The sequence below is a fragment of the Acinetobacter sp. YH12040 genome (genome assembly GCF_013420005.1).
Classification (GTDB): domain Bacteria; phylum Pseudomonadota; class Gammaproteobacteria; order Pseudomonadales; family Moraxellaceae; genus Acinetobacter; species Acinetobacter amyesii.
Genome location: NZ_VOZB01000008.1, coordinates 150,617 through 169,040, shown reverse-complemented (window position 1 = coordinate 169,040; position 18,424 = coordinate 150,617). Strand labels below are relative to the sequence as shown.

Annotated in this window: 19 protein-coding genes and 4 tRNA genes; 8 read left to right on the top strand and 15 right to left on the bottom strand. The window is 40.7% G+C overall.

What is annotated here, in order from left to right; genetic code table 11:
* Window positions 1-91 precede the first annotated feature (91 nt).
* Entirely contained in the window at window positions 92-502 is a 411-nt protein-coding gene (locus tag FTT99_RS11065) for a GFA family protein (RefSeq protein ID WP_180131478.1), read from the top strand.
* 139 nt (window positions 503-641) lie between these two features.
* Here the strand turns inward: FTT99_RS11065 and FTT99_RS11060 are convergent, their stop codons facing one another.
* On the bottom strand, window positions 642-1,211 hold the full coding sequence (locus FTT99_RS11060) for a hypothetical protein (protein ID WP_180131499.1): 570 nt from the start codon (window positions 1,209-1,211) through the stop codon (window positions 642-644).
* Between the two features lie 15 nt (window positions 1,212-1,226).
* Complete coding sequence (locus FTT99_RS11055; RefSeq protein WP_180105938.1) at window positions 1,227-2,003, bottom strand: class I SAM-dependent methyltransferase; 777 nt, start codon at window positions 2,001-2,003, stop codon at window positions 1,227-1,229.
* A gap of 116 nt (window positions 2,004-2,119) precedes the next feature.
* On the opposite strand from FTT99_RS11055, the gene FTT99_RS11050 reads away from it, so the two are divergent.
* From FTT99_RS11050 to FTT99_RS11035, 4 genes are all read left to right on the top strand, one after another.
* Entirely contained in the window at window positions 2,120-3,391 is a 1,272-nt protein-coding gene (locus FTT99_RS11050) for an alpha/beta fold hydrolase (protein ID WP_180131497.1), read from the top strand.
* Between the two features lie 124 nt (window positions 3,392-3,515).
* Window positions 3,516-3,707 carry a hypothetical protein gene (locus FTT99_RS11045; RefSeq protein WP_078189765.1) on the top strand — a complete coding sequence of 64 codons (192 nt, stop codon included), beginning with the start codon at window positions 3,516-3,518 and terminating at the stop codon, window positions 3,705-3,707.
* A gap of 97 nt (window positions 3,708-3,804) precedes the next feature.
* Window positions 3,805-4,758 carry a 2-hydroxyacid dehydrogenase gene (locus FTT99_RS11040; RefSeq protein WP_180131475.1) on the top strand — a complete coding sequence of 318 codons (954 nt, stop codon included), beginning with the start codon at window positions 3,805-3,807 and terminating at the stop codon, window positions 4,756-4,758.
* Between the two features lie 100 nt (window positions 4,759-4,858).
* On the top strand, window positions 4,859-5,239 hold the full coding sequence (locus FTT99_RS11035; protein WP_180131473.1) for a hypothetical protein: 381 nt from the start codon (window positions 4,859-4,861) through the stop codon (window positions 5,237-5,239).
* 82 nt (window positions 5,240-5,321) lie between these two features.
* On the opposite strand, the gene FTT99_RS11030 is transcribed toward FTT99_RS11035, so the two are convergent.
* The 7 genes from FTT99_RS11030 to glyQ form a co-directional block, all read right to left on the bottom strand.
* A complete protein-coding gene (locus FTT99_RS11030) occupies window positions 5,322-5,831 on the bottom strand; it encodes a hypothetical protein (protein WP_180101472.1) in 510 nt (169 codons plus the stop codon).
* A 111-nt stretch (window positions 5,832-5,942) separates the two neighbouring features.
* Window positions 5,943-6,431, bottom strand: a complete 489-nt coding sequence (locus FTT99_RS11025) for a hypothetical protein (protein WP_180131495.1) — start codon at window positions 6,429-6,431, stop codon at window positions 5,943-5,945.
* A gap of 260 nt (window positions 6,432-6,691) precedes the next feature.
* Window positions 6,692-7,339 (bottom strand): hypothetical protein, encoded by a 648-nt coding sequence (locus tag FTT99_RS11020; RefSeq protein WP_180131471.1) that lies wholly within the window; start codon window positions 7,337-7,339, stop codon window positions 6,692-6,694.
* A 352-nt stretch (window positions 7,340-7,691) separates the two neighbouring features.
* Entirely contained in the window at window positions 7,692-8,081 is a 390-nt protein-coding gene (locus FTT99_RS11015; protein WP_078189759.1) for a hypothetical protein, read from the bottom strand.
* Between the two features lie 75 nt (window positions 8,082-8,156).
* Window positions 8,157-9,029, bottom strand: coding sequence for a toll/interleukin-1 receptor domain-containing protein (locus tag FTT99_RS11010; protein WP_180034981.1), 873 nt, complete (start codon window positions 9,027-9,029; stop codon window positions 8,157-8,159).
* A gap of 108 nt (window positions 9,030-9,137) precedes the next feature.
* Window positions 9,138-11,207, bottom strand: a complete 2,070-nt coding sequence (gene glyS / locus FTT99_RS11005; RefSeq protein ID WP_180131469.1) for a glycine--tRNA ligase subunit beta — start codon at window positions 11,205-11,207, stop codon at window positions 9,138-9,140.
* Window positions 11,207-12,190 carry a glycine--tRNA ligase subunit alpha gene (gene glyQ, locus FTT99_RS11000; protein WP_067666981.1) on the bottom strand — a complete coding sequence of 328 codons (984 nt, stop codon included), beginning with the start codon at window positions 12,188-12,190 and terminating at the stop codon, window positions 11,207-11,209. The genes glyS and glyQ overlap by 1 nt, the downstream gene beginning before the upstream one ends.
* Window positions 12,191-12,390: 200 nt before the next feature.
* On the opposite strand from glyQ, the gene FTT99_RS10995 reads away from it, so the two are divergent.
* Both FTT99_RS10995 and FTT99_RS10990 read left to right on the top strand, forming a co-directional pair.
* A complete protein-coding gene (locus FTT99_RS10995) occupies window positions 12,391-12,903 on the top strand; it encodes a hypothetical protein (protein WP_180131463.1) in 513 nt (170 codons plus the stop codon).
* Window positions 12,904-13,161: 258 nt separating this feature from the next.
* Window positions 13,162-14,268, top strand: a complete 1,107-nt coding sequence (locus FTT99_RS10990) for an HPP family protein (RefSeq protein WP_180034978.1) — start codon at window positions 13,162-13,164, stop codon at window positions 14,266-14,268.
* A 118-nt stretch (window positions 14,269-14,386) separates the two neighbouring features.
* Here the strand turns inward: FTT99_RS10990 and FTT99_RS10985 are convergent, their stop codons facing one another.
* Window positions 14,387-14,644, bottom strand: a complete 258-nt coding sequence (locus FTT99_RS10985) for a PspC domain-containing protein (RefSeq protein ID WP_078189754.1) — start codon at window positions 14,642-14,644, stop codon at window positions 14,387-14,389.
* A gap of 301 nt (window positions 14,645-14,945) precedes the next feature.
* Here FTT99_RS10985 and FTT99_RS10980 point away from each other — a divergent pair, with 301 nt between their 5' ends.
* Window positions 14,946-15,599 (top strand): hypothetical protein, encoded by a 654-nt coding sequence (locus FTT99_RS10980; RefSeq protein ID WP_180131462.1) that lies wholly within the window; start codon window positions 14,946-14,948, stop codon window positions 15,597-15,599.
* A 123-nt stretch (window positions 15,600-15,722) separates the two neighbouring features.
* On the opposite strand, the gene FTT99_RS10975 is transcribed toward FTT99_RS10980, so the two are convergent.
* From FTT99_RS10975 to FTT99_RS10955, 5 genes are all read right to left on the bottom strand, one after another.
* Window positions 15,723-15,798: transfer RNA gene (locus FTT99_RS10975), tRNA-Lys, on the bottom strand.
* Between the two features lie 262 nt (window positions 15,799-16,060).
* A tRNA-Lys gene (locus FTT99_RS10970) sits at window positions 16,061-16,136 on the bottom strand.
* Between the two features lie 49 nt (window positions 16,137-16,185).
* A tRNA-Lys gene (locus FTT99_RS10965) sits at window positions 16,186-16,261 on the bottom strand.
* Between the two features lie 21 nt (window positions 16,262-16,282).
* Window positions 16,283-16,358: transfer RNA gene (locus tag FTT99_RS10960), tRNA-Lys, on the bottom strand.
* A 140-nt stretch (window positions 16,359-16,498) separates the two neighbouring features.
* Window positions 16,499-18,340 (bottom strand): long-chain-acyl-CoA synthetase, encoded by a 1,842-nt coding sequence (locus FTT99_RS10955; protein WP_078192782.1) that lies wholly within the window; start codon window positions 18,338-18,340, stop codon window positions 16,499-16,501.
* Window positions 18,341-18,424 lie beyond the last annotated feature (84 nt).

The following is an 18,424-nucleotide window of genomic DNA, read 5'->3' as shown; positions in this document are numbered from 1 at the left end:
TTATTTTACCTAGGGCATCCATAAATTGTCACAAATGCGTTGGAGCAGTGTGCTATGTTGATGCTTCCCTAAAGCAAATGACATCAGAATAATGCGCATAGAACAACAATATACAGGCAGCTGTTTATGTGGTGCGGTCTGCTATGAAATTAATGGTCCGATTGGTGAGATCGTGCAATGTCATTGTTCTCGGTGTAGAAAAGCCAATGGTACAGCATTTGCGACCAATGCCCCGATTGCTAAAGCAGATTTTAAAATTGTGGCTGGTGAGCAGTTTCTGAAACAGTATGCGTCCACGGCCACCACGCAGCGCTGTTTTTGTAGTGAGTGTGGTTCGCCGATCATCAGTATTAAGGCTGAAACGCCTGATTATTACCGCCTACGTATAGGTACCTTAGATACGCCTCTGACGCAGAAACCGACCTGTCATATCTTTGTCGCATCCAAAGCAGAATGGGATGATATTGCAGGTGATTTACCACAATATGCTGAACGACCATAGCTTAAATCAAGATTGAGCAATCACTTCAAGGGCATGGATGTGCCCTTGAAGTTGAGTTTATGTTGTGTCTTTTAGCTCGTGTCACCTTCTCATTCATCCACGTTGAATTTCGGTAAATAGATTGCAACAGGGTGGATGATTAGGGTTGTCGAGTTTTTTGTAGTTCAGGATATTGTTCCTGCCAATGTCCCAATTGTTCTTGAGCATGAATAAACTGACCGAGACCTTTGACACTATCACTAGGATTTTTTAACTCACCATCGGCTGCTTGATTTTTCTCACGATAAATTTGTGATTGATTGTCCCAGTACTGATACATCAAGCCTTGAATATAACGGCCTTGCTCAGTTTTCATTTCGAGTTCTTTGAGCATATTCAGTGCTGACTGGATGTTGTCACGCTTACGCTGTGTAGCAAATTCATCAGTGAGTTTGCCTTCCTCACGCAGTTTCATCAGCTCATCTTCCATCTCATCGCTAATTTGACTAAAGCTCTCATCATATTGCGTCAGAAGCGTGAGGTCGTGTAGATCATCTGGGGTCTTGGCAAAGTTTTTAATAGGATCACTATTCAGTTCTTTCATGATTTGATCATCGGAACTGATTTCACTATTTTGTTCCACCGTTTTTGATGATTTTTCACATGCAGTGAGTCCTAGCACCGTACCCATGAGGAAGATGACACTGAGTTTCTTTAAAGAGATTGGCATGAGCATAATCGTGTCCTAATGTGTTTTTCTAAAGATATAGACATGCGTGATATACGGGAAATCAATGAAATCCTGTGCCGTCTTTTGGGTTGATTCAGCCACGATATTTTCAAATTGTTGTTTCAGTTTTTGTTGTTCATCCGTGCTTAACGCTGCAATAAAACTGGTGGACAATAATCGTTTGGAAACCACGTGTTCCACTGTACCATGATGCAATTGTTGAAAGGTGGTTTCGGCAATTAATTTAAATGTTTGCTGCTGCTCAAACACTTTTTGCCATTGCCCACTATGATAACGTGGTGTGTCACCTTCGAGTTCACTCAAGACATCAGCGAGTTGTTTGACCCAATTGACTTGGATATCACGCTGGTTCCAAATCAAAACAAGATCACCATTGGGAACCAAGATACGACTGATTTCATTGAGGGTTTCAGGGGTGGCAAACCAATGAAATGATTGGGCACAAAATACCGCTGCTACAGAATGATCATGCAGTGGAATCTGATCACTTTGGGCGGCTAAAGTTGCAATATGCGGATGTTTTTTCTGCAATTGTTGCAGCATTTCATGTACAGGTTCGATCGCGGTGATATTTTCACTGAGTGGGCGAATATACTCGAGAAATTTGCCTGTACCTGAACCTAAGTCCACCAGATGGGCTTGAGGGGCTAAAGCTAAATGTTGTTGTAGCCACGCACTGATTTCAATCGGGTAGTCAGGACGGGCTTGTTGATAGAGTTCAGCTGCAGAGCTAAAGCCTTGTTGTGCGGCAGGATGTATTGAATGTGTCATATTCTGCACTTTTTAATCTGTATGGCCTCTATAAAATAGCATATTCGGAACAAGATAAACTTTGAATGCAACAAGGAAGGAAAAGCGTGACGCAACAAGGACTGGAGCAAAGTACAATGGAAAAGCACATCATTTTTGAAGATGATCAAATTCGTGTCATTTTTCAGCCAGGCAGTTCTCGTGAGCTTATTTTCTCCTTCGGTGATTTGATTACCCGCGCCAAGGGCTTGAGCATTAATGCTGAGAAGTCTTTGCAAAAATATGATTTTAATGTGATCGGTGTGATGCCGAAACAAAAATCTTGGTTTCCAACAACGTCAATGCAACAGATGTATCAAGCCATCAAGCCGATCCTAGAGCAATTTGAGCTGCGAATTGCCTATGGTGGTTCCATGGGCGGCTATGCTGCCATTAAATATGCCAATTTATTTGGTTTTCAGCGCGTGGTCAGTATGGTGCCACAGTTCTCCATAGACCCTGAAGACATTGTCGATACACGCTATGGCATGTTCTTTCAACCTAATCTGCATGCCAATATGCGAGTACTTGCTGAAGATGTATCGACTACACGCGAATATATCGTGGTGTATGATCCTTATTGTCCAGAAGATCGCGCTCACTTTGAAAAACTACAGGCTTTAATTCCGCATGTGCATGTGTTGCATCTGCCGTTTACAGGGCATGATGCCATTGCGGTATTGGCGAGTTCAGAACTGTTAAATGATTTCTTGAGACATCCTTTTGATGCGCCGTATTTTTATCAAAAAATGCGTCGGGTTAAGAAAAACAGCAAATTCTATTATCGAAAAGTCATCGAAAATTTACTGACACGCCATCGTGATGCCTTGGGTGAAATTTTAAAAAGCAATTCGTTTCAGCTTGATCCACAATTTTTTGATGCCAAACAAAAACAAACCTTATTACGGGTATTGTTTAATAACAAACAAGTCAGTGAGCAAGATCTACAAAAGTTGGGGATCACGACCTTTTTGCCACAGGAAAATCGTAGCCTGCTACTCGACCAGTTTGAACATGGTTTAGTGTTTAATGTGATTAGCCAAAAAATTGAAAGCTATGCAGCTGGTGTAATTGCGCTGAATCACAAGTTTTTGATTCCTTTGCAGCCGAAGGGCACAGGTCTAGTTTACGTCCAAGTCCAAGATGAGCGTTACATGGTGGTGATGAATGACCGTCAGGTAATGAAATTGGTCTTAGCTCAAGATGAACTGGCGGCAGGTATGCATCCGATTTTAATGCAGAAATATGTGGGCTATTACACACTGAACTATAAAGAATTGCGTTTGAGTAGCGATGAATTTGGTCAAGTCTTCTTTGTGGAAAATGCCGATGCATCTTGCCAGTTTGTGGTGCAACCCGAACAAATTTAAGCTCGACATTGGGTTGAAAATCCAAAGCTTGCTAATTTGTAGGAAGAGATTATGATGAGAGAAAGGTAGTATAAAAAACAATCATACTACCTAAAACATCATAAGGAATATGAGGGTTATCAGTATGCATTCAACACAGATGCTTGCTGTATTATTCATCTTAGTGCTGACCATGGGTTCAGCCTATGCACAGGGGGTTAGTTCAAGCATACTGATTTTTAGCAGCAGTATGTTGTTACTTACGATACTGACCATTTATGTCATACTCAAAATTCGAAATTCACTGCAACATCATCTCGATAAACCCGCGAAATAGCGGGTTTTTTTATATGCTGTTCGATTGCACTTTGGTGCATCACAGGTTTTAATCATTCACAATCAAATCTTTATAATCGGCCAGAAGGGAAGCAGCCATGAAAGCGGTATTTCTAGATTATCAGTCTCTAGATAAACAGGACTTAGATTTTAGCGGACTAGAAGCACAGTTTGATGAATTGACACTCTATCCCGCAACAACGGCTGCAGAGGTTGCTCAGCGCATACAAGGGGCTGATGTGATTATCAGCAATAAAGTACACATCAATGCTGAGCACATGCAGCTCAATCCGCAATTAAAACTTATCTTAATTTCTGCCACTGGCACCAATAATGTTGACCTTGTACACGCACAGCAACAAGGCATCGTGGTGTGTAATTGCCAAGCTTATGGCACCGCTGCAGTCGCACAGCATACCTTGATGTTAATGTTGAACTTGGCGACATCATTTCGACAGTATGATCGGGCAGTCCAACAGGGAGATTGGCAAAAAGCAGATCAGTTCTGCTTACTAGATTTTCCAATTATTGAGCTGGCTGGTAAGACTTTGGGGATTGTCGGCTATGGCGAATTGGGTCAAGCCGTGGCCCATTTGGCTAAAGCTTTTGGCATGAAAATTATGATTGGTGCGCTACCGAATCGACCTATGTTGGCTGAGCGTGTGGCATTTTCTGAGATGCTAGCGCAGGTCGATTTTCTGAGTTTGCATTGTCCTTTAACTGATGAAACTCGTGATTTACTCAATTATGAAAGCTTGGCTCAAATGAAAGCATCGGCCTTTGTGATCAATTGTGCACGAGGTGGTGTGGTTAATGAATCGGCATTAGCCGAGGCATTAAAATTAGGGACGATCGCAGGCGCAGCAACCGATGTCTTGACGGTTGAGCCACCCAAGCAGGGCAATGTGCTGCTTGACCCAAGTATTCCAAATTTAATTATTACTCCACATAGTGCATGGGGCAGCGTCGATGCACGACAACGCATTGTGCAGCAATTGGTGGAAAATGTAGAGGCCTTTAAAGCGGGGATGGTCATTCGGCAGGTGAATTAAAACGAGTTTAAGGAACCTTATTTTTGAACAAAGCTCTATATAAATAGGGATGTCTATGCAGGTCGATCTTGCCAATAAAAAAAGTTTAAGAATATTTTGCATGCTGATTCTCTTTACCGCATGCATTACTTGGGCATGGTACAGTTATGTACTAAATATCAGTGAAAATTATTTATTCCAGAACCCCGATTTTGAAGTTCATAAATTTATGCCGACCTTACAAGTTATGCTGGTTTCGGTATTTTTTATTGCGCATTTCGTCTTAGCACTTATTGATTTTTTAAATCGCTATTGGTATTGGGGACTATGGCTGGTTGTAGTACCTATTATTGTGGGACAGGTCTATTTTTCTGTCTTTGGATTGGTTGCGCATATTGATCGTTTATCAGTCTGGGTTGACTATCCATTTTGCCTGTTGATGCTTATTCAAATCTGTACAGCATCGTTTGTACGTAGGCGATATCTCAAACCTGCTCCTTAATGCTTAATTTAATAGCTAAATTTGAGTTGATGAAATTCACCTATTCGCTAGGTAGATCTTAGAGAATATGTAAAGGAAGCTTCTAGCATTTTTTCAAAAATTTAGCATTGAAATGATTTTTGATTTGCTCAAATTCAAGTTCAGTCTTGATATTGTTTGGCATCATGATTTGTAAATAACTTTTTTCAAGTTTAAAAGGCTCTTTGGTATTGGGTTCAGCGTAAAAGCCACCGTTTGGATAGGTCAGATATGTTTCATAGGCACGTATAATCTGACCTTTGTGAAAATAATAACTTGTTAGGCTTTGATAGGATTCACCAAAAACATAGAGGTTTATTTTGCATTGATCATCGAGTTGATACAGTGTCGCTTCATTGCCTTCAGTCGATTTGTATTCTTCATCATCTAGCATCTCTAAGGTTTGTAATAATTTACCTTCGGCATCATGGTTATATTGGTATGAATCGTACAATTGGGGAAAAATAGTCTGCAACTGTGGATAACTTTTCAACAATTGTGGAAAACGTTGTAAGCCAATCACAGAGCCAACGCAGAGCAGAATACCAAGCAAGATACCAAATAAAATTCGCATTTTTTTCTCATTAATTCATTGTTTTTATAGTCATAGGCCAAAGACCAAAAGCATTCAATTTTGGTTTTAAAAAAGCCCAACCAAAGTTGAGCTTTTAAATGTAGTGTTAAATTATAAATCAGTCACAGGATAGGTTGTAGACGTCGAACTCGAAGGATAGCTACTTTGAGGATATTGATTGTTATTTTGCCCCGCATTGTTGCTTGGAGCCGTATTAATCGTATTGCCTGAAGACGGTTCGCTCAATGACTGTTGGCTAATGGGCGCAGGTTGGCTGGTTTTGCCTGTGATACTTTCACGGGTTTGCTTCAATTTTTCATTGACGTTTTGGGTGGCTTGCTGTGCGCCCTGATCAACCTGTTGTACTGTATTTTGAGTAGCAGTTTTCGTATTGTCCCAAACTTGGTCGACCGAAGGCTTAATTTTAGAAATCCCGCGTTCAGTCATTTCACCAATATTTTTAGCAGCACCGACAACGCCTTCTTGGGCTTTATAGGCCCACACATGCAATAAATTTGGATTATCACCATAAGGGCTCACAGGCTTTTTCGCTTGTTGCTCAGTACTTTGCGCTGCTGTGTTTTCTTGTGCCCAAAGCATGGGTGTCGTGAATATTAAGCTTAGGCATAACGTTGCTTTTAATGAAATCTTCACAGCTTCACCTCTGAATTTTATAGATTTTCTATCTGATGAACGGTTTTAACGCATTATAGGAAAAATTGCAGCGAAAAAAACTTGCCGTAGCAAAATCAATACAGCAAATGACAGCTTTGTACACGTTTGTATTTTGCATAAGGTAAAAAAGGCCCACCGAAGGGTGAGCCTACTCTCTGGAGGAGAGGGGATGAAAGCCAGTTTATTTATTTGTGAGCACCTAAGCTGGCTTCATGTGAGCTATGGACTTCAGCTTGTGCGACAGGCGTTTGCAACTGTACATTGCTACTGCCACTCACATTGGCTTGTTGACCTTTTTGGAAATTCGCCTTGGTTTGTTGCCATTTTTCACTGGCAAATTGGCGACCTTCCTGAGCTTTTTCACCTAAATAGCTCTTGGTTTGATCAACTTTATTGTCGACATTGCTTTTACGTTCATCGAGTTTTGCTTTGTCTTTTGCAGCTTTTTCATCGAGCTGTGCTTTACGCTCATCAAGCTTAGCTTTATTTTGCTCAGCTTTGGCATCGATCTTGGCTTTCGCTGCATCTGATTTTTCATCTTTAGACTGTTTTAGGTCAGCCCATTTATTTTTAGCATCTTGCTTTTTGTCTGCACTGAATTCTTTGGTGTCTTGCCATTTTTCTTGGGTGAAGGTTTTGGTCTTATCGACGCCTTTCTCAATTTTGTCACCCGCTGTATGCGCAGACTGATTAATGTCTTGTTTTAGATTTTGCAGTACAGACGGTTGCTGTGTTTCAACTTTCGCATTGGCTTCTACTGCGGTGTTCGCAAATAGTGGAGTGGTTGCGAATAATGCTGCGGTGATCAGTGTTGTTTTAAATAAAGGTTTCATCTTTGCATTTGTCCTCTTTTATTGAACGCTGCTGTTGCACTCAGCATTAGCGCTTTTGGAGCAGAGGACATCTTAAGAGTAAAAAAAAGCAAAAAGTGGTTTTGTGCGATAAGTCACACAATGCGATAACAGCTCAGATACGCGGAAGTTTGAAGTGTGGAAACTTGGTTAAGTTAATGCAGTATTGTAATTTTATGAAAATACAGTGGCTTATGTGTGTTTTGCGCGTTGCTGTGGTGTGGTTCTAGTTACGATTTTCATGATTAAAAATTATGGGTTTGAACAGATTATGGTTCAAGATTCAACGAAAAATGAAACCATACCTCCATTTTGGAGATATGGTTTTTATTATTTATTCACATTGTGTAAGCGCATCTTTTGCAAAATGACCGCGTAATGCAAGGAAGTTCTTTTGTACATCCGCCGCATTTAAATCAAAATTGTGCGCTGAACTTGTACCATCTTTGGCAAAGGTTGCTGTACCACCTGAAATAAGGGTTAAGCCTTTAAATGACCACTGTTCAACCGATTTTGCTTCTTCTAAATTGCCTGTAAATTCAATCACGCATTTATCTACAAATTTAGTCAGTTTTGCTTTGTTATCTGTGGTATCTGGGTAGACATCAATGTTTTGAACTTCTTGTAATACACCTGTTTCAAGTTGCGGAATTGTTGGTGCAGATGTACATGCAGAAAGTGTTAGACCCGCAAGACCAGTCAAAAGGAATGCTTTCAATTTCATAAGTTTCATTCTTGTTGAGTGTTGTTGGATTGAGTATAGGGATTTGAGTAAAAATTGGCTATATTAAATTTTACTTTAGGCAATATCTTGATCCAATTCATCTTCGTCTACAGGGATGAGTTCTGATAAGGCTTCAACTATCTCAACAATGCTTTGATTAGCAGTATTTAGTGCGACTTTGTTTGCAAGGTTTGGGCTAAAACTAATTATTTGATCTTTTGATACTCCATGCCATATAGGCAAAATTCGTTTTGTGCCACTATCCATTTCTTGGGCTACTAAAGATTCAAATTCATAGCGTGTCCAGTTTTTTCTAATAAAAGCTTCGGATGCTACAACGATGGCAAACTTTGATTTAATTAATCCTTTATTAATTTCAGCTGTTAAGCTATCTCCAATTTTAAGTGTAATTTCGTCAAACCAGACTTTATATCCTACATCAATTAAAGCTTGATAAAGAGTACGAACAAATTCTTCTTTATCCTCAGATGCATGAGAGATAAAGAAATCATATTCTACATCGGGCAGGCTATCCTGATTTTGTACACCAGCATTTGAAATGACTTGGGTGATTGCTTTTTTATTTTGTATTTGTTGTAAGTTTAACTTTTTCTCTAAAGCCATTAATTTTTTGTTCTCATCTTCCTGCTCCTTAGATAATTTTTGTCTTGTTTTAAGAAGGTTTGTCTCCGCAATAGCCAATTTTTTTTGTAGTTCAGCTTTCTTTTGTTGACATTTAGCTACTTCGGACTGTTTTCGATTCATATCTGAAGTTTTGCTGCTGAGAGTGGTTAGGCTTATATTTTTAGAGTGTAAGGATTTTAGAATCTGATTAATTTTATCATTCAATGTCGCTTCTTTTTTATTTTCTTGGCTAATTTTTAAATTTAAGTCAGCAATTTCTTTTGTAAAGCGATTGATATTTTGAACTGTTAAATTACTAACCATTTGTATTCCTAATCTTCTTTTCAATTTTATAATTACATTAACATCTAACTTTCAGATTTTCAAAGTAAAAAAACCCGCTCTAAAGCGGGTTTTAAATTTAGTCAGCAATTAGTGCTGTAACACTGAAATATCAGCCACTTTCGTGAACAAGTCACGAAGTTGTGCAAGCATACGTAAACGGTTCGCTTTTAGGTCAGCATCATCGGCCATCACCATCACACCGTCAAAGAACGCATCGACTGGTGCACGAAGTGCAGCAAGTGCAGAAAGGGCAGCGGTGTAGTCCTTCGCAGCAAATAACGGCTCAACTACAGGTGTGATTTTTGCAAGTTCAGCGAACAATGCTTTTTCAGCATCTTCAATCAAGTTCGCTTCAACCACAGCGCCTTCAGGTGCAGCTTCTTTCGCAAGAATGTTTGCAACACGCTTGTTGGCAGCGGCAAGTGCAGCAGCTTCAGGTAAGTCACGGAAATGATTTACCGCATTTACACGTTTATCAAAATCAAGTGGTGATTTTGGAGAAAGCGCTTGAACAGCTTGAATCACATCGACAGCCACGCCTTGGTCTTCGTATTTAGCACGGTAACGACCTTCAAGGAATGCAACAGCATCCGCTAAAGTCTTATCGTGATCTTTCAATACATCGCCATAAGCAGCAAGTGCAAGTTTGATTAGATCTTCAATCGAAACGTCTAAATCATTTTCAGTCACAAGACGCAAGATACCAATGGCTGAACGGCGTAGTGCAAACGGGTCTTTAGAACCTGTAGGCGCCTGACCAATACCAAAAATACCTGTGAGCGTATCTAAACGGTCAGCAAGCGCAAGCGTAGTACCTGTTTTGGTTTTAGGTAAAAGGTCACCTGCAAATTTAGGTAAGTATTGTTCACCTAAAGATTCAGCGACTTCATCATTTTCGCCTTCAATACGTGCGTAGTAAGTACCGGCAATACCTTGAAGCTCAGGGAATTCACCCACCAACTCAGAGGTTAAGTCGCATTTTGCAAGGAGTGCAGCTTTTTCAGCATCTGTTGGGTTTGCACCAGTGATTGCAGAAAGTGCAACAGCCAAAGTCGCGATACGTTCAGACTTGTTCCATAGGGTACCCAATTCAGCTTGGAACACCATGTTTGCAAGTTTCTCTTTACGAGTTGCAAGCGGTTGCTTTTGGTCTTGTAAGAAGAAGAATTCAGCATCTGACAAACGTGGACGAACGACTTTTTCATTACCTTCAATAATTTGAGACGGATCTTTCGACTCAATGTTTGACACGGTAATGAAGTAAGGTTGAAGTTTATTGTCGCTATTCACTAAGCAGAAGTACTTTTGGTTGTCCTGCATCGTCGTGATGAGTGCTTCTTGAGGAACAGCAAGGAAGCGTTCTTCAAAGCTTGCACGAAGCGCAACTGGCCATTCAACCAATGCTGTTACTTCGTCACGTAAGTCCGCAGGGACAATCGCAATGGCATTCACTTCATCAGCCAAAGCTTTGACTTGTTGGTCGATGATGGCTTGGCGCTCTTCAAAGTTTGCAATCACTTTTGCAGTACGCAGAGCATCAAGATAAGCATCGGCATTTGCAAGTGTAATTGCTTCAGGAGCATGGAAACGGTGACCATAAGTCACGTTACCTGCTTGGTGATCCTGAATGGTTGCTTCAATCACATCGCTGTCTTTCAACAACACAACCCATTTTACAGGACGTACAAACTCAGTACGGCTTGCAGCAGAACGCATGCGTTTTGCAATTGGCAAGTTGTCTAAAGCGGCTTGTAAAATTTGTGGAAGTAAAACATCAAGGCTTTGACCTTTTACATCTTTTAAGTAGCACACTTTTTCAACTTTACCTGCTTGGAAAGTTGAAACTTGATCAACCGTAATGCCTTGACCGCGCATAAAACCTTCAAGTGCTTTAGTCGGTTTGCCTTCGGCATCAAACGCTGCTTGTTTAGCAGGGCCATCAAAACGTTTTTGTGTGTCGGCTTGCGCTGCATCAACATTCACAATTTTCAATGCAAGGCGACGTGGTGCTGCATAAGCTTCAATCGCATCAAATGCAAGACCTGCGTCTTTTAAGCCTTTTAACGTTTCTGCATGTAGCGCATCACGTAATTTTTTTAAGCTTTTTGGTGGAAGTTCTTCGCAGCCTAATTCGAACAATACTGTATGTTTAGACATTATTTGCTCTCCTTAGATTCTACTTTTGCTTCCGCTTCAACTTGTGCTTTAAGTTGAGCAAGGACTTCGTCACGTAAAGCTGGTTCTGCCATTGGGAAGCCCAGCTTCGCACGTGCAGCGACATAGCTCTGTGCAATCGCACGCGCCAATGTACGTACACGTAAAATATAACGCTGACGTTCAGTCACCGAAATTGCACCACGCGCGTCTAACAAGTTAAAGCTATGTGATGCTTTGATTACTTGTTCATAGGCAGGCAGAGGAAGTTCAGCTTCCATCAAGCGAGTTGCTTCAGCTTCGTAGAAATCAAATAGCTCAAACATTTTTTCAACGTTGGCATATTCAAAGTTATAGGTAGATTGCTCAACTTCGTTTTGGTGGAATACGTCACCGTAAGTTACTGTACCGAATTGACCTTTAGTCCAAACCAAGTCGTAAACTGAATCTACGCCTTGAAGGTACATTGCTAAACGTTCAAGACCGTAAGTGATTTCGCCAGTCACTGGGTAGCATTCAACGCCACCGACTTGTTGGAAGTAAGTGAACTGAGTCACTTCCATGCCGTTTAACCAAACTTCCCAACCTAAGCCCCATGCGCCAAGTGTTGGAGATTCCCAGTTGTCTTCTACGAAACGAATGTCGTGAACAAGGGTATCAATACCAATGGCTTTTAATGAATCTAGGTACAACTGTTGGATGTTGTCTGGGTTTGGTTTCAACACGACTTGGAATTGGTAGTAGTGTTGTAGGCGGTTTGGGTTCTCACCATAACGGCCATCTTTAGGACGACGAGAAGGCTGAACATAAGCAGCGTTCCAAGTTTCAGGGCCTAAAGCACGTAGGAAAGTTGCAGTGTGGAAAGTACCTGCACCCATTTCCATATCGTAAGGTTGAAGAATGACGCAGCCTTGTTCAGCCCAGTAGTTTTGTAAGGCAAGAATTAAGCCTTGGAAGGTATCAATATGCGATATGGCGCGACTCATGGTCATCCACTTAAAATTAGATAAAAATTGTGCTCAATTATAAGGATTTTGGGGGTGTGTGGCAAAGGGTTAATCATTCTTGAACCAAGCTTTGATGTTTTAATGATGCGCAGAATTTTATATTTTCCAATTGTACAGAATAAAAACGAAGTTACTTGTGGCATAAAGTGGATGAAGAAATTGAATGATGAGCGATAACAATGTTTAAGAAGTATTTTATTGTGATAAGTATGGTGCTATCTGCCTGTAGTACGACGCCTGTGGCTTTGCATTCAGATTCATCACTTCACGCTTCAAAAATTGCGACTATTACAAATTCTTGCAACGCGGAATGTAAGAAGGTGATTAAGCAGCAGCTCGTGGTCAGCTCAAAGTATCAAATGAGCGAAGGTCTTTTGCTTGAGGTCAATGGTCAGCAGGGGACGCGAAAAGTCACACGAGGAATGGCTTTTGACTCACCTATTCACGGACGGTTTACCACCGCTGTAGAACAGGGAAAAACTGAGCTCGTCATTGATCATAATTCACAGCTAGTTATCGCTCGTCCAGCTCGATTCACAGTTGATTTATTGGGTGGGCATAATTATGTGATTGGACGTATTCGAGTTGAACGAATCCCTTCGGCTTACTATGAATGGTTTCCTATCGTGTATGATGAAACAGCTCAGAAAATTATTTATGGCAGTGAAGATTTGATTGATCAAGATGAATAAGCTGACCGCCTAAATGTTCCTTTATTTTAGTGAGTACAGATATGAGCGCTGATAGATTTTTTATTTTAAGTATCAGTAAAACATGATGAGCCTTTTAGGCTCATTTCTTGGGATAAAACTACGCAAGTAAGCGGCGTATTCATCATTCAAAAGAATCAAAAGTAAAATTTATAAGATAAAGATGTAAGTTGAATACATCTTATTGCTTGCATGGCTTTATAATTGCCACATCTCGCAAAACAACAAACAAGGCATCTCGTGTTTCACGCAAAATCAGCTTGGCTCAATACGCTTAAACCCAACTTTAAAGTTCTGCCTTTAAAAGACCGCATCCTGTGTGGGGTAGGTGCTTTGCTGGGCCTGAGTATTTCTTCGCTGATCAGTTGGCTGGCGCTAGATGACTTAAATGCGTGGTATATCGCCCCGATGGGCGCATCGTCCGTACTGCTCTTTGCGGTACCTGCCAGCCCATTGGCACAGCCGTGGAATATGGTAGTCGGTAATAGTCTTGCGGCCTTGATTGGCGTGACGTGTGCGATGTTTATTCCTAATTTAACCGAAGCATTTAGTATCGCGGTTGCATTAGCGATCATCTTAATGATGACCACAGACTCATTGCATCCACCAAGTGGAGCCGTGGCGATTACAGCGGTATTGGGCGGAGAGGCAGTCCATGATTTAGGCTATGCCTTTCTTTTTTATCCAGTCCTTTTAAATTCGGTCCTCTTGATGGTGGTTGCTATCATTTATAACCGATTACTAGGCAAGCAGTATCCACAAAAAGCACAAGTCAATACTCGGACGACAGATCCAACACCGACACAAAAAGTGTCGATTCAGCCAGCGGATATTCAGCAAGTCTTAGAACAGCAAAGTCAGTTGCTTGATATTAGTGAATATGACTTACAAAAAATTATTTTAGAAGCACAGCAATTAGCCAGTCGTCGTGGCCTAAGCCAGTTTCATTGTCGTGACATCATGAGTCAGCAAGTGATTACCCTGCGTGCAGAAGATGATATTCAGTCAGCATTGGAAAAGTTTAAACAAGTCAATTTGATGAGTTTGCCTGTGGTGAGTGATTTGGATCGCTTGGTGGGAAATTTGGCTTTATATGATGTAGTGGAATGGTTTAAACGTGCCGCAGACCCCAAAGCCAGTTGGGAAAATCACGTTTATCAAATTATGAATCCCAAAGTGGTGACCGTGCAGCCGGATCAACCCATTCAAGATTTAGTGCCTTATTTTGTGGAAAGATCTTTTAATTATATTCCAGTCGTTGAGCAAAAACGGTTGGTGGGAATGATTAGCCGTGCCGATATGATTGCCGCCTTATATCAACAGCTAAATCAGCAAACAAAATCTTAAGCCTTAAACTTTGATTTAAATTCATCAGACTTAAATATGGCTTTGCCAATATATAGGCAAAAAAAAGCTACGGAATCTTGGGGGAGAAACCGTAGCGACTAAACTGGGTCAAAGGATTTTAACGTCTGTCATCATTCACAGTACGAATAGGGTCTGAATAGCCATTGGTACGGAAAAAGTTATCTTGTGCTTTAGGCATGACTAACCATAAAACCAAGTACACCAAAATACCGGGAAAGGCTGCGCTTAAGCATGATACAAAGATAAAAATAATACGCAGTAAATTTGCGTTCCAACCAAAACGTTCAGCAATACCCCCCATCACACCAGCAATCATGTTAGAGCGGTTTGAGCGATATAAACCAACATTGGCCATTCAGGTCTCCTTCAAAAAAAGAATAAATTTGAATATTTCCAAATTCATATTATAGAAATGGTGACAAGCTTTGCGATTTAAAGGGTGCAGAAAAAAAATTAAGTAAAGTTATGTAATTTGAAGAATTGGTTTGATTAGTTTGCCTTTAAAATAGCTTGATTATTAATTAAATATCAACGATAACAATGAGATATGATTAACATATATCGCAAATATATGTATACAGCGTTGATTTTTTGATTACAATATTAAGTCAGCAAGAACTGAAAAAACCAATGAATGATTGGTCTTGGCACATTATATGAAAACATCGGCTTCACCTTTTTTGATGAAATTTGCATATCTTTCAGTGTTTGCAGGAGTGTTCAGCCTCTCTTTTAGTGGTTGTAGTCCCACGTCTCAACCCGCAGCGGATAAGGGTGAAAGTTCAGCATCAGCTATCGCATCGGAAGTTCATGCGAAGCAAGATCATGGAAAAAAATTAACCCAAGTGGCAGGGCAGGCGACATTGCCGAATGACGATGACATAAAGTCAGCTCCTGTTCCTGAGCATGCCAAAATTTTTATTGGACGTTTTCATGCCAAAGTAAAATGCGATGACAGTTTTATTCCATGCCCAGAAGGCGATGCGGAGTTCATTCTTAACTTATTGCCAGATGGCACGGTACACCGCAGTATTATTCAAATTGGAAAAGTATTTGCTGAAAAAACCAATACGCCAGGCATTAATGTGAAATACCGTAAGGATACGTGGAGTGTCAATGAAGCACATACCGAGCTGGTGGTTCATCGAAAAGAAGGCGTGAATTTTTATTATCACGTGATTAATGAAAATAAAATCACTATGGATTTAGACAAAATTCGTCAAGGTGAAGTCGATCGAAATCAGGAATTATTTTCTAAAGGTTATCCTCAGCCTCAACATGCCTATACTTTGGTGAAAGACCCAAATTAAATACTGCGAATGAAGTAAATAAAATTATAAATTGCGTTTGAGTATCGGCGTGAAATTCGTAGTTCTTGGCTAATCGAATGCAACTAGCTTATAAAAAATTGAATTATTAATACGATATAGAATTGGTGGGTTGTGTGGGGTTCGAACCCACGACCAATAGATTAAGAGTCTACTGCTCTACCAACTGAGCTAACAACCCTGAGAAAATTTTAAAAGAGCATTTTAAAATTTTAGCAAGATAAACGAAGCGTGTAGTTTTGAATACTAGGGAATATTTGTTATCTAAAATTTTTCAGGTCAAATACTTCATCTAGCAAGACAAGAATGATACTTCGCAACATCGCTATAGCAAAATTTCGAGAATGGCGAATCAAAACCAATAATGGTGATGGTTTGTCTTGGTCGGAACCTGCAGGTTTCTTTTTCTTCAACTGCCGGAAGAAAGAAGCCCTAAGAAAGAATGGTGGGTCGTCCGCGACTCGAACGCGGGACCAATAGATTAAAAGTCTACTGCTCTACCAACTGAGCTAACGACCCTTAGGGGGTATGCACAAGATTGTAATCTAAAACTGGCATTTTAGAAAGATGGTGGGTCGTCCGCGACTCGAACGCGGGACCAATAGATTAAAAGTCTACTGCTCTACCAACTGAGCTAACGACCCATCTTGTGGTATCGAAGGAAATGGTGGGTCGTCCGCGACTCGAACGCGGGACCAATAGATTAAAAGTCTACTGCTCTACCAACTGAGCTAACGACCCATTTCGCTTGATGGTGCGTATTGTAGCAAGATCTGCTTCAAGCGCAAGTAAAAATTCATAAACTTGCTTGTGTTTGATTATAAATACAACAAAGTAGCTCATTTTAGCGGATATCTGTCGCTAAAATGAGCGCTATTTGCTTAAAAACGGTATTTATATGCCTGAATATTGGCATAAATTTCAGGAGTTAAATCACAGTAAGCAGTTGCATTTGGCAGCAATACCAATAAACGTTCATCAGTTTGCTTAGGATCAAAAGCTTGTTCTTTCAGCTTGTTTTTTTGGTATTTAAATGTGCCTGTGGTTTCGACTTTTTTCTGTACACGTAAAAATACTGGCACGGCATAAGCTGGTAAGCATTTTTTAAATTGCAGAACCATTTCACTACAATCTTGTTCGTTGAGTTCGGCACCATCGGTGAGCGTGATGGCAGCCATACCCGCACGGCCATTGGTATCTGGAATTTCTACGCCATAAACCACAGCTTCAGCAATTTTATCGTACTCACTCACCATGTTTTCAACTTCAGTGGTTGAAACGTTTTCACCTTTCCAGCGGAAAGTATCACCTAGACGGTCGACAAATTGTGCATGGCGGAAGCCAATGTCACGAACCAAGTCACCAGTGTTGAAGTATGAATCACCATGCTTAAATACATCTTTCATAATGACGGATTTGTTTTTTTCCGTGTCGGTATAGCCATCAAAAGGTGAGCGACGGGTAATTTTACCGATGAGTAAGCCGACTTCGCCTTTTTTCACTTTAATGCAGCGACCTTTAGCATCATGTACAGCTTCATTTTTTTCTTTATCAAACTGAATAATCGCATAAGGCGTTGGTGAAAAACCAACAGTGTTGTCAAAGTTAAACACATTACTAAAGCCGACGTTGCCTTCACTTGAAGCATAAAGTTCAAGGACTTCTTCGACTCCAAAGCGTTCTTTAAACTTATCCCAAATGTTTGGTCGCATGCCGTTACCAATCATTTTTTTCACACGATGGCCTTTTTCAAGGTCTGAATGTGGAGCATCCATCAAATAGCGGCAAAGTTCGCCCACATAGCCAATGGCTGACGCATCAAACTTTTGTACATCTTTCCAAAACGATGAGGTGGAAAACTTGCGACGCAGGGCAAGAGTGGCGCTACCGGCAATCACCCCACACCAACAAACTACAGTGCCTGTAGCGTGATAGAGCGGCAAAGTTACGTACATCACATCATCTTTATTTAGATTAAGGACGTGACCATATGTTCCATAAGCCAAAGTCCAACGGCTGTTGGTGAAAATCACCGCTTTAGGTAAGCCTGTTGTCCCAGAGGTGTAGATATAAAATAGGCCGTCTTTGCCTTTTACACTTGCAGTGGTGGGTGTGTTGAATTTTGGAAATTCATCAATCGCTTCTGCAAGGTTTAAGAAGCCTTTCGGTGCTTGACCGGCATCTACACGAGTGGCTTGATCTGCGAACCAATGTAAACGATCTGCAGCTACACTGAGATCACCACGAATCTCTTCTACGGCTTGGCGGCATTCTTCGCCCACAATTACCGCAATTGGGTTCACTAAGTTGATGCTGTGTGTCAGCACTTTGCCGACTTGTGAGGTGTTGACCAAGGCACTGGTGACGCCAATTTTGGCTAAAGCCACGATGGTTGCAACGAGTTCAGATCGGTTTTCGATCATCACCGCAATCACATCACCTTTTTTTGCACCGAGTGCAAGGTAATAGTGACCAATTTGATTGGCCCATTCATTGAGTTCGTTATAGGTATATTTTTGCTCTTCGAAATATAGCGCATAGCCTTTGGGATTACGCTTTACGGCTTTTTCAAATGCAATTCCTAAGCCTGCGGAAGTATTTGGGGTGCGTAAATAGGCTTGCTTTAGACCACTCAACAGGTTGGGTACTTTGCTAATGAACGCGGGAATTTTTGCTGCAACATCAGCAATCCCAATAAGGTCGTGTTGTGTAGTTTGGCTCATGTGAATCCTATTTATTTTTCGTAATCCGATACGGTCTATTTCTTTGCAATGAAATTTGCAGCAAATTCTACAATTGTCTTTTAA

Excerpts from the sequence above, each read along its gene's own strand:
- FTT99_RS10985 (WP_078189754.1), bottom strand. The coding sequence starts at position 14,644 with ATGGCCAATGTTGGTTTATATCGCTCAAACCGCTCTAACATGATTGCT.
- FTT99_RS10995 (WP_180131463.1), top strand. The coding sequence starts at position 12,391 with ATGTTTAAGAAGTATTTTATTGTGATAAGTATGGTGCTATCTGCCTGT.
- glyS (WP_180131469.1), bottom strand. The coding sequence starts at position 11,207 with ATGTCTAAACATACAGTATTGTTCGAATTAGGCTGCGAAGAACTTCCA.
- glyQ (WP_067666981.1), bottom strand. The coding sequence starts at position 12,190 with ATGAGTCGCGCCATATCGCATATTGATACCTTCCAAGGCTTAATTCTT.
- FTT99_RS11035 (WP_180131473.1), top strand. The coding sequence starts at position 4,859 with ATGCTGATTCTCTTTACCGCATGCATTACTTGGGCATGGTACAGTTAT.
- FTT99_RS11015 (WP_078189759.1), bottom strand. The coding sequence starts at position 8,081 with ATGAAATTGAAAGCATTCCTTTTGACTGGTCTTGCGGGTCTAACACTT.
- FTT99_RS11020 (WP_180131471.1), bottom strand. The coding sequence starts at position 7,339 with ATGAAACCTTTATTTAAAACAACACTGATCACCGCAGCATTATTCGCA.
- FTT99_RS11060 (WP_180131499.1), bottom strand. The coding sequence starts at position 1,211 with ATGCCAATCTCTTTAAAGAAACTCAGTGTCATCTTCCTCATGGGTACG.
- FTT99_RS11050 (WP_180131497.1), top strand. The coding sequence starts at position 2,120 with ATGGAAAAGCACATCATTTTTGAAGATGATCAAATTCGTGTCATTTTT.
- FTT99_RS11040 (WP_180131475.1), top strand. The coding sequence starts at position 3,805 with ATGAAAGCGGTATTTCTAGATTATCAGTCTCTAGATAAACAGGACTTA.
- FTT99_RS10980 (WP_180131462.1), top strand. The coding sequence starts at position 14,946 with ATGAAAACATCGGCTTCACCTTTTTTGATGAAATTTGCATATCTTTCA.
- FTT99_RS11030 (WP_180101472.1), bottom strand. The coding sequence starts at position 5,831 with ATGCGAATTTTATTTGGTATCTTGCTTGGTATTCTGCTCTGCGTTGGC.
- FTT99_RS11010 (WP_180034981.1), bottom strand. The coding sequence starts at position 9,029 with ATGGTTAGTAATTTAACAGTTCAAAATATCAATCGCTTTACAAAAGAA.
- FTT99_RS11065 (WP_180131478.1), top strand. The coding sequence starts at position 92 with ATGCGCATAGAACAACAATATACAGGCAGCTGTTTATGTGGTGCGGTC.
- FTT99_RS11045 (WP_078189765.1), top strand. The coding sequence starts at position 3,516 with ATGCATTCAACACAGATGCTTGCTGTATTATTCATCTTAGTGCTGACC.
- FTT99_RS11025 (WP_180131495.1), bottom strand. The coding sequence starts at position 6,431 with ATGCTTTGGGCACAAGAAAACACAGCAGCGCAAAGTACTGAGCAACAA.
- FTT99_RS11055 (WP_180105938.1), bottom strand. The coding sequence starts at position 2,003 with ATGACACATTCAATACATCCTGCCGCACAACAAGGCTTTAGCTCTGCA.
- FTT99_RS10955 (WP_078192782.1), bottom strand. The coding sequence starts at position 18,340 with ATGAGCCAAACTACACAACACGACCTTATTGGGATTGCTGATGTTGCA.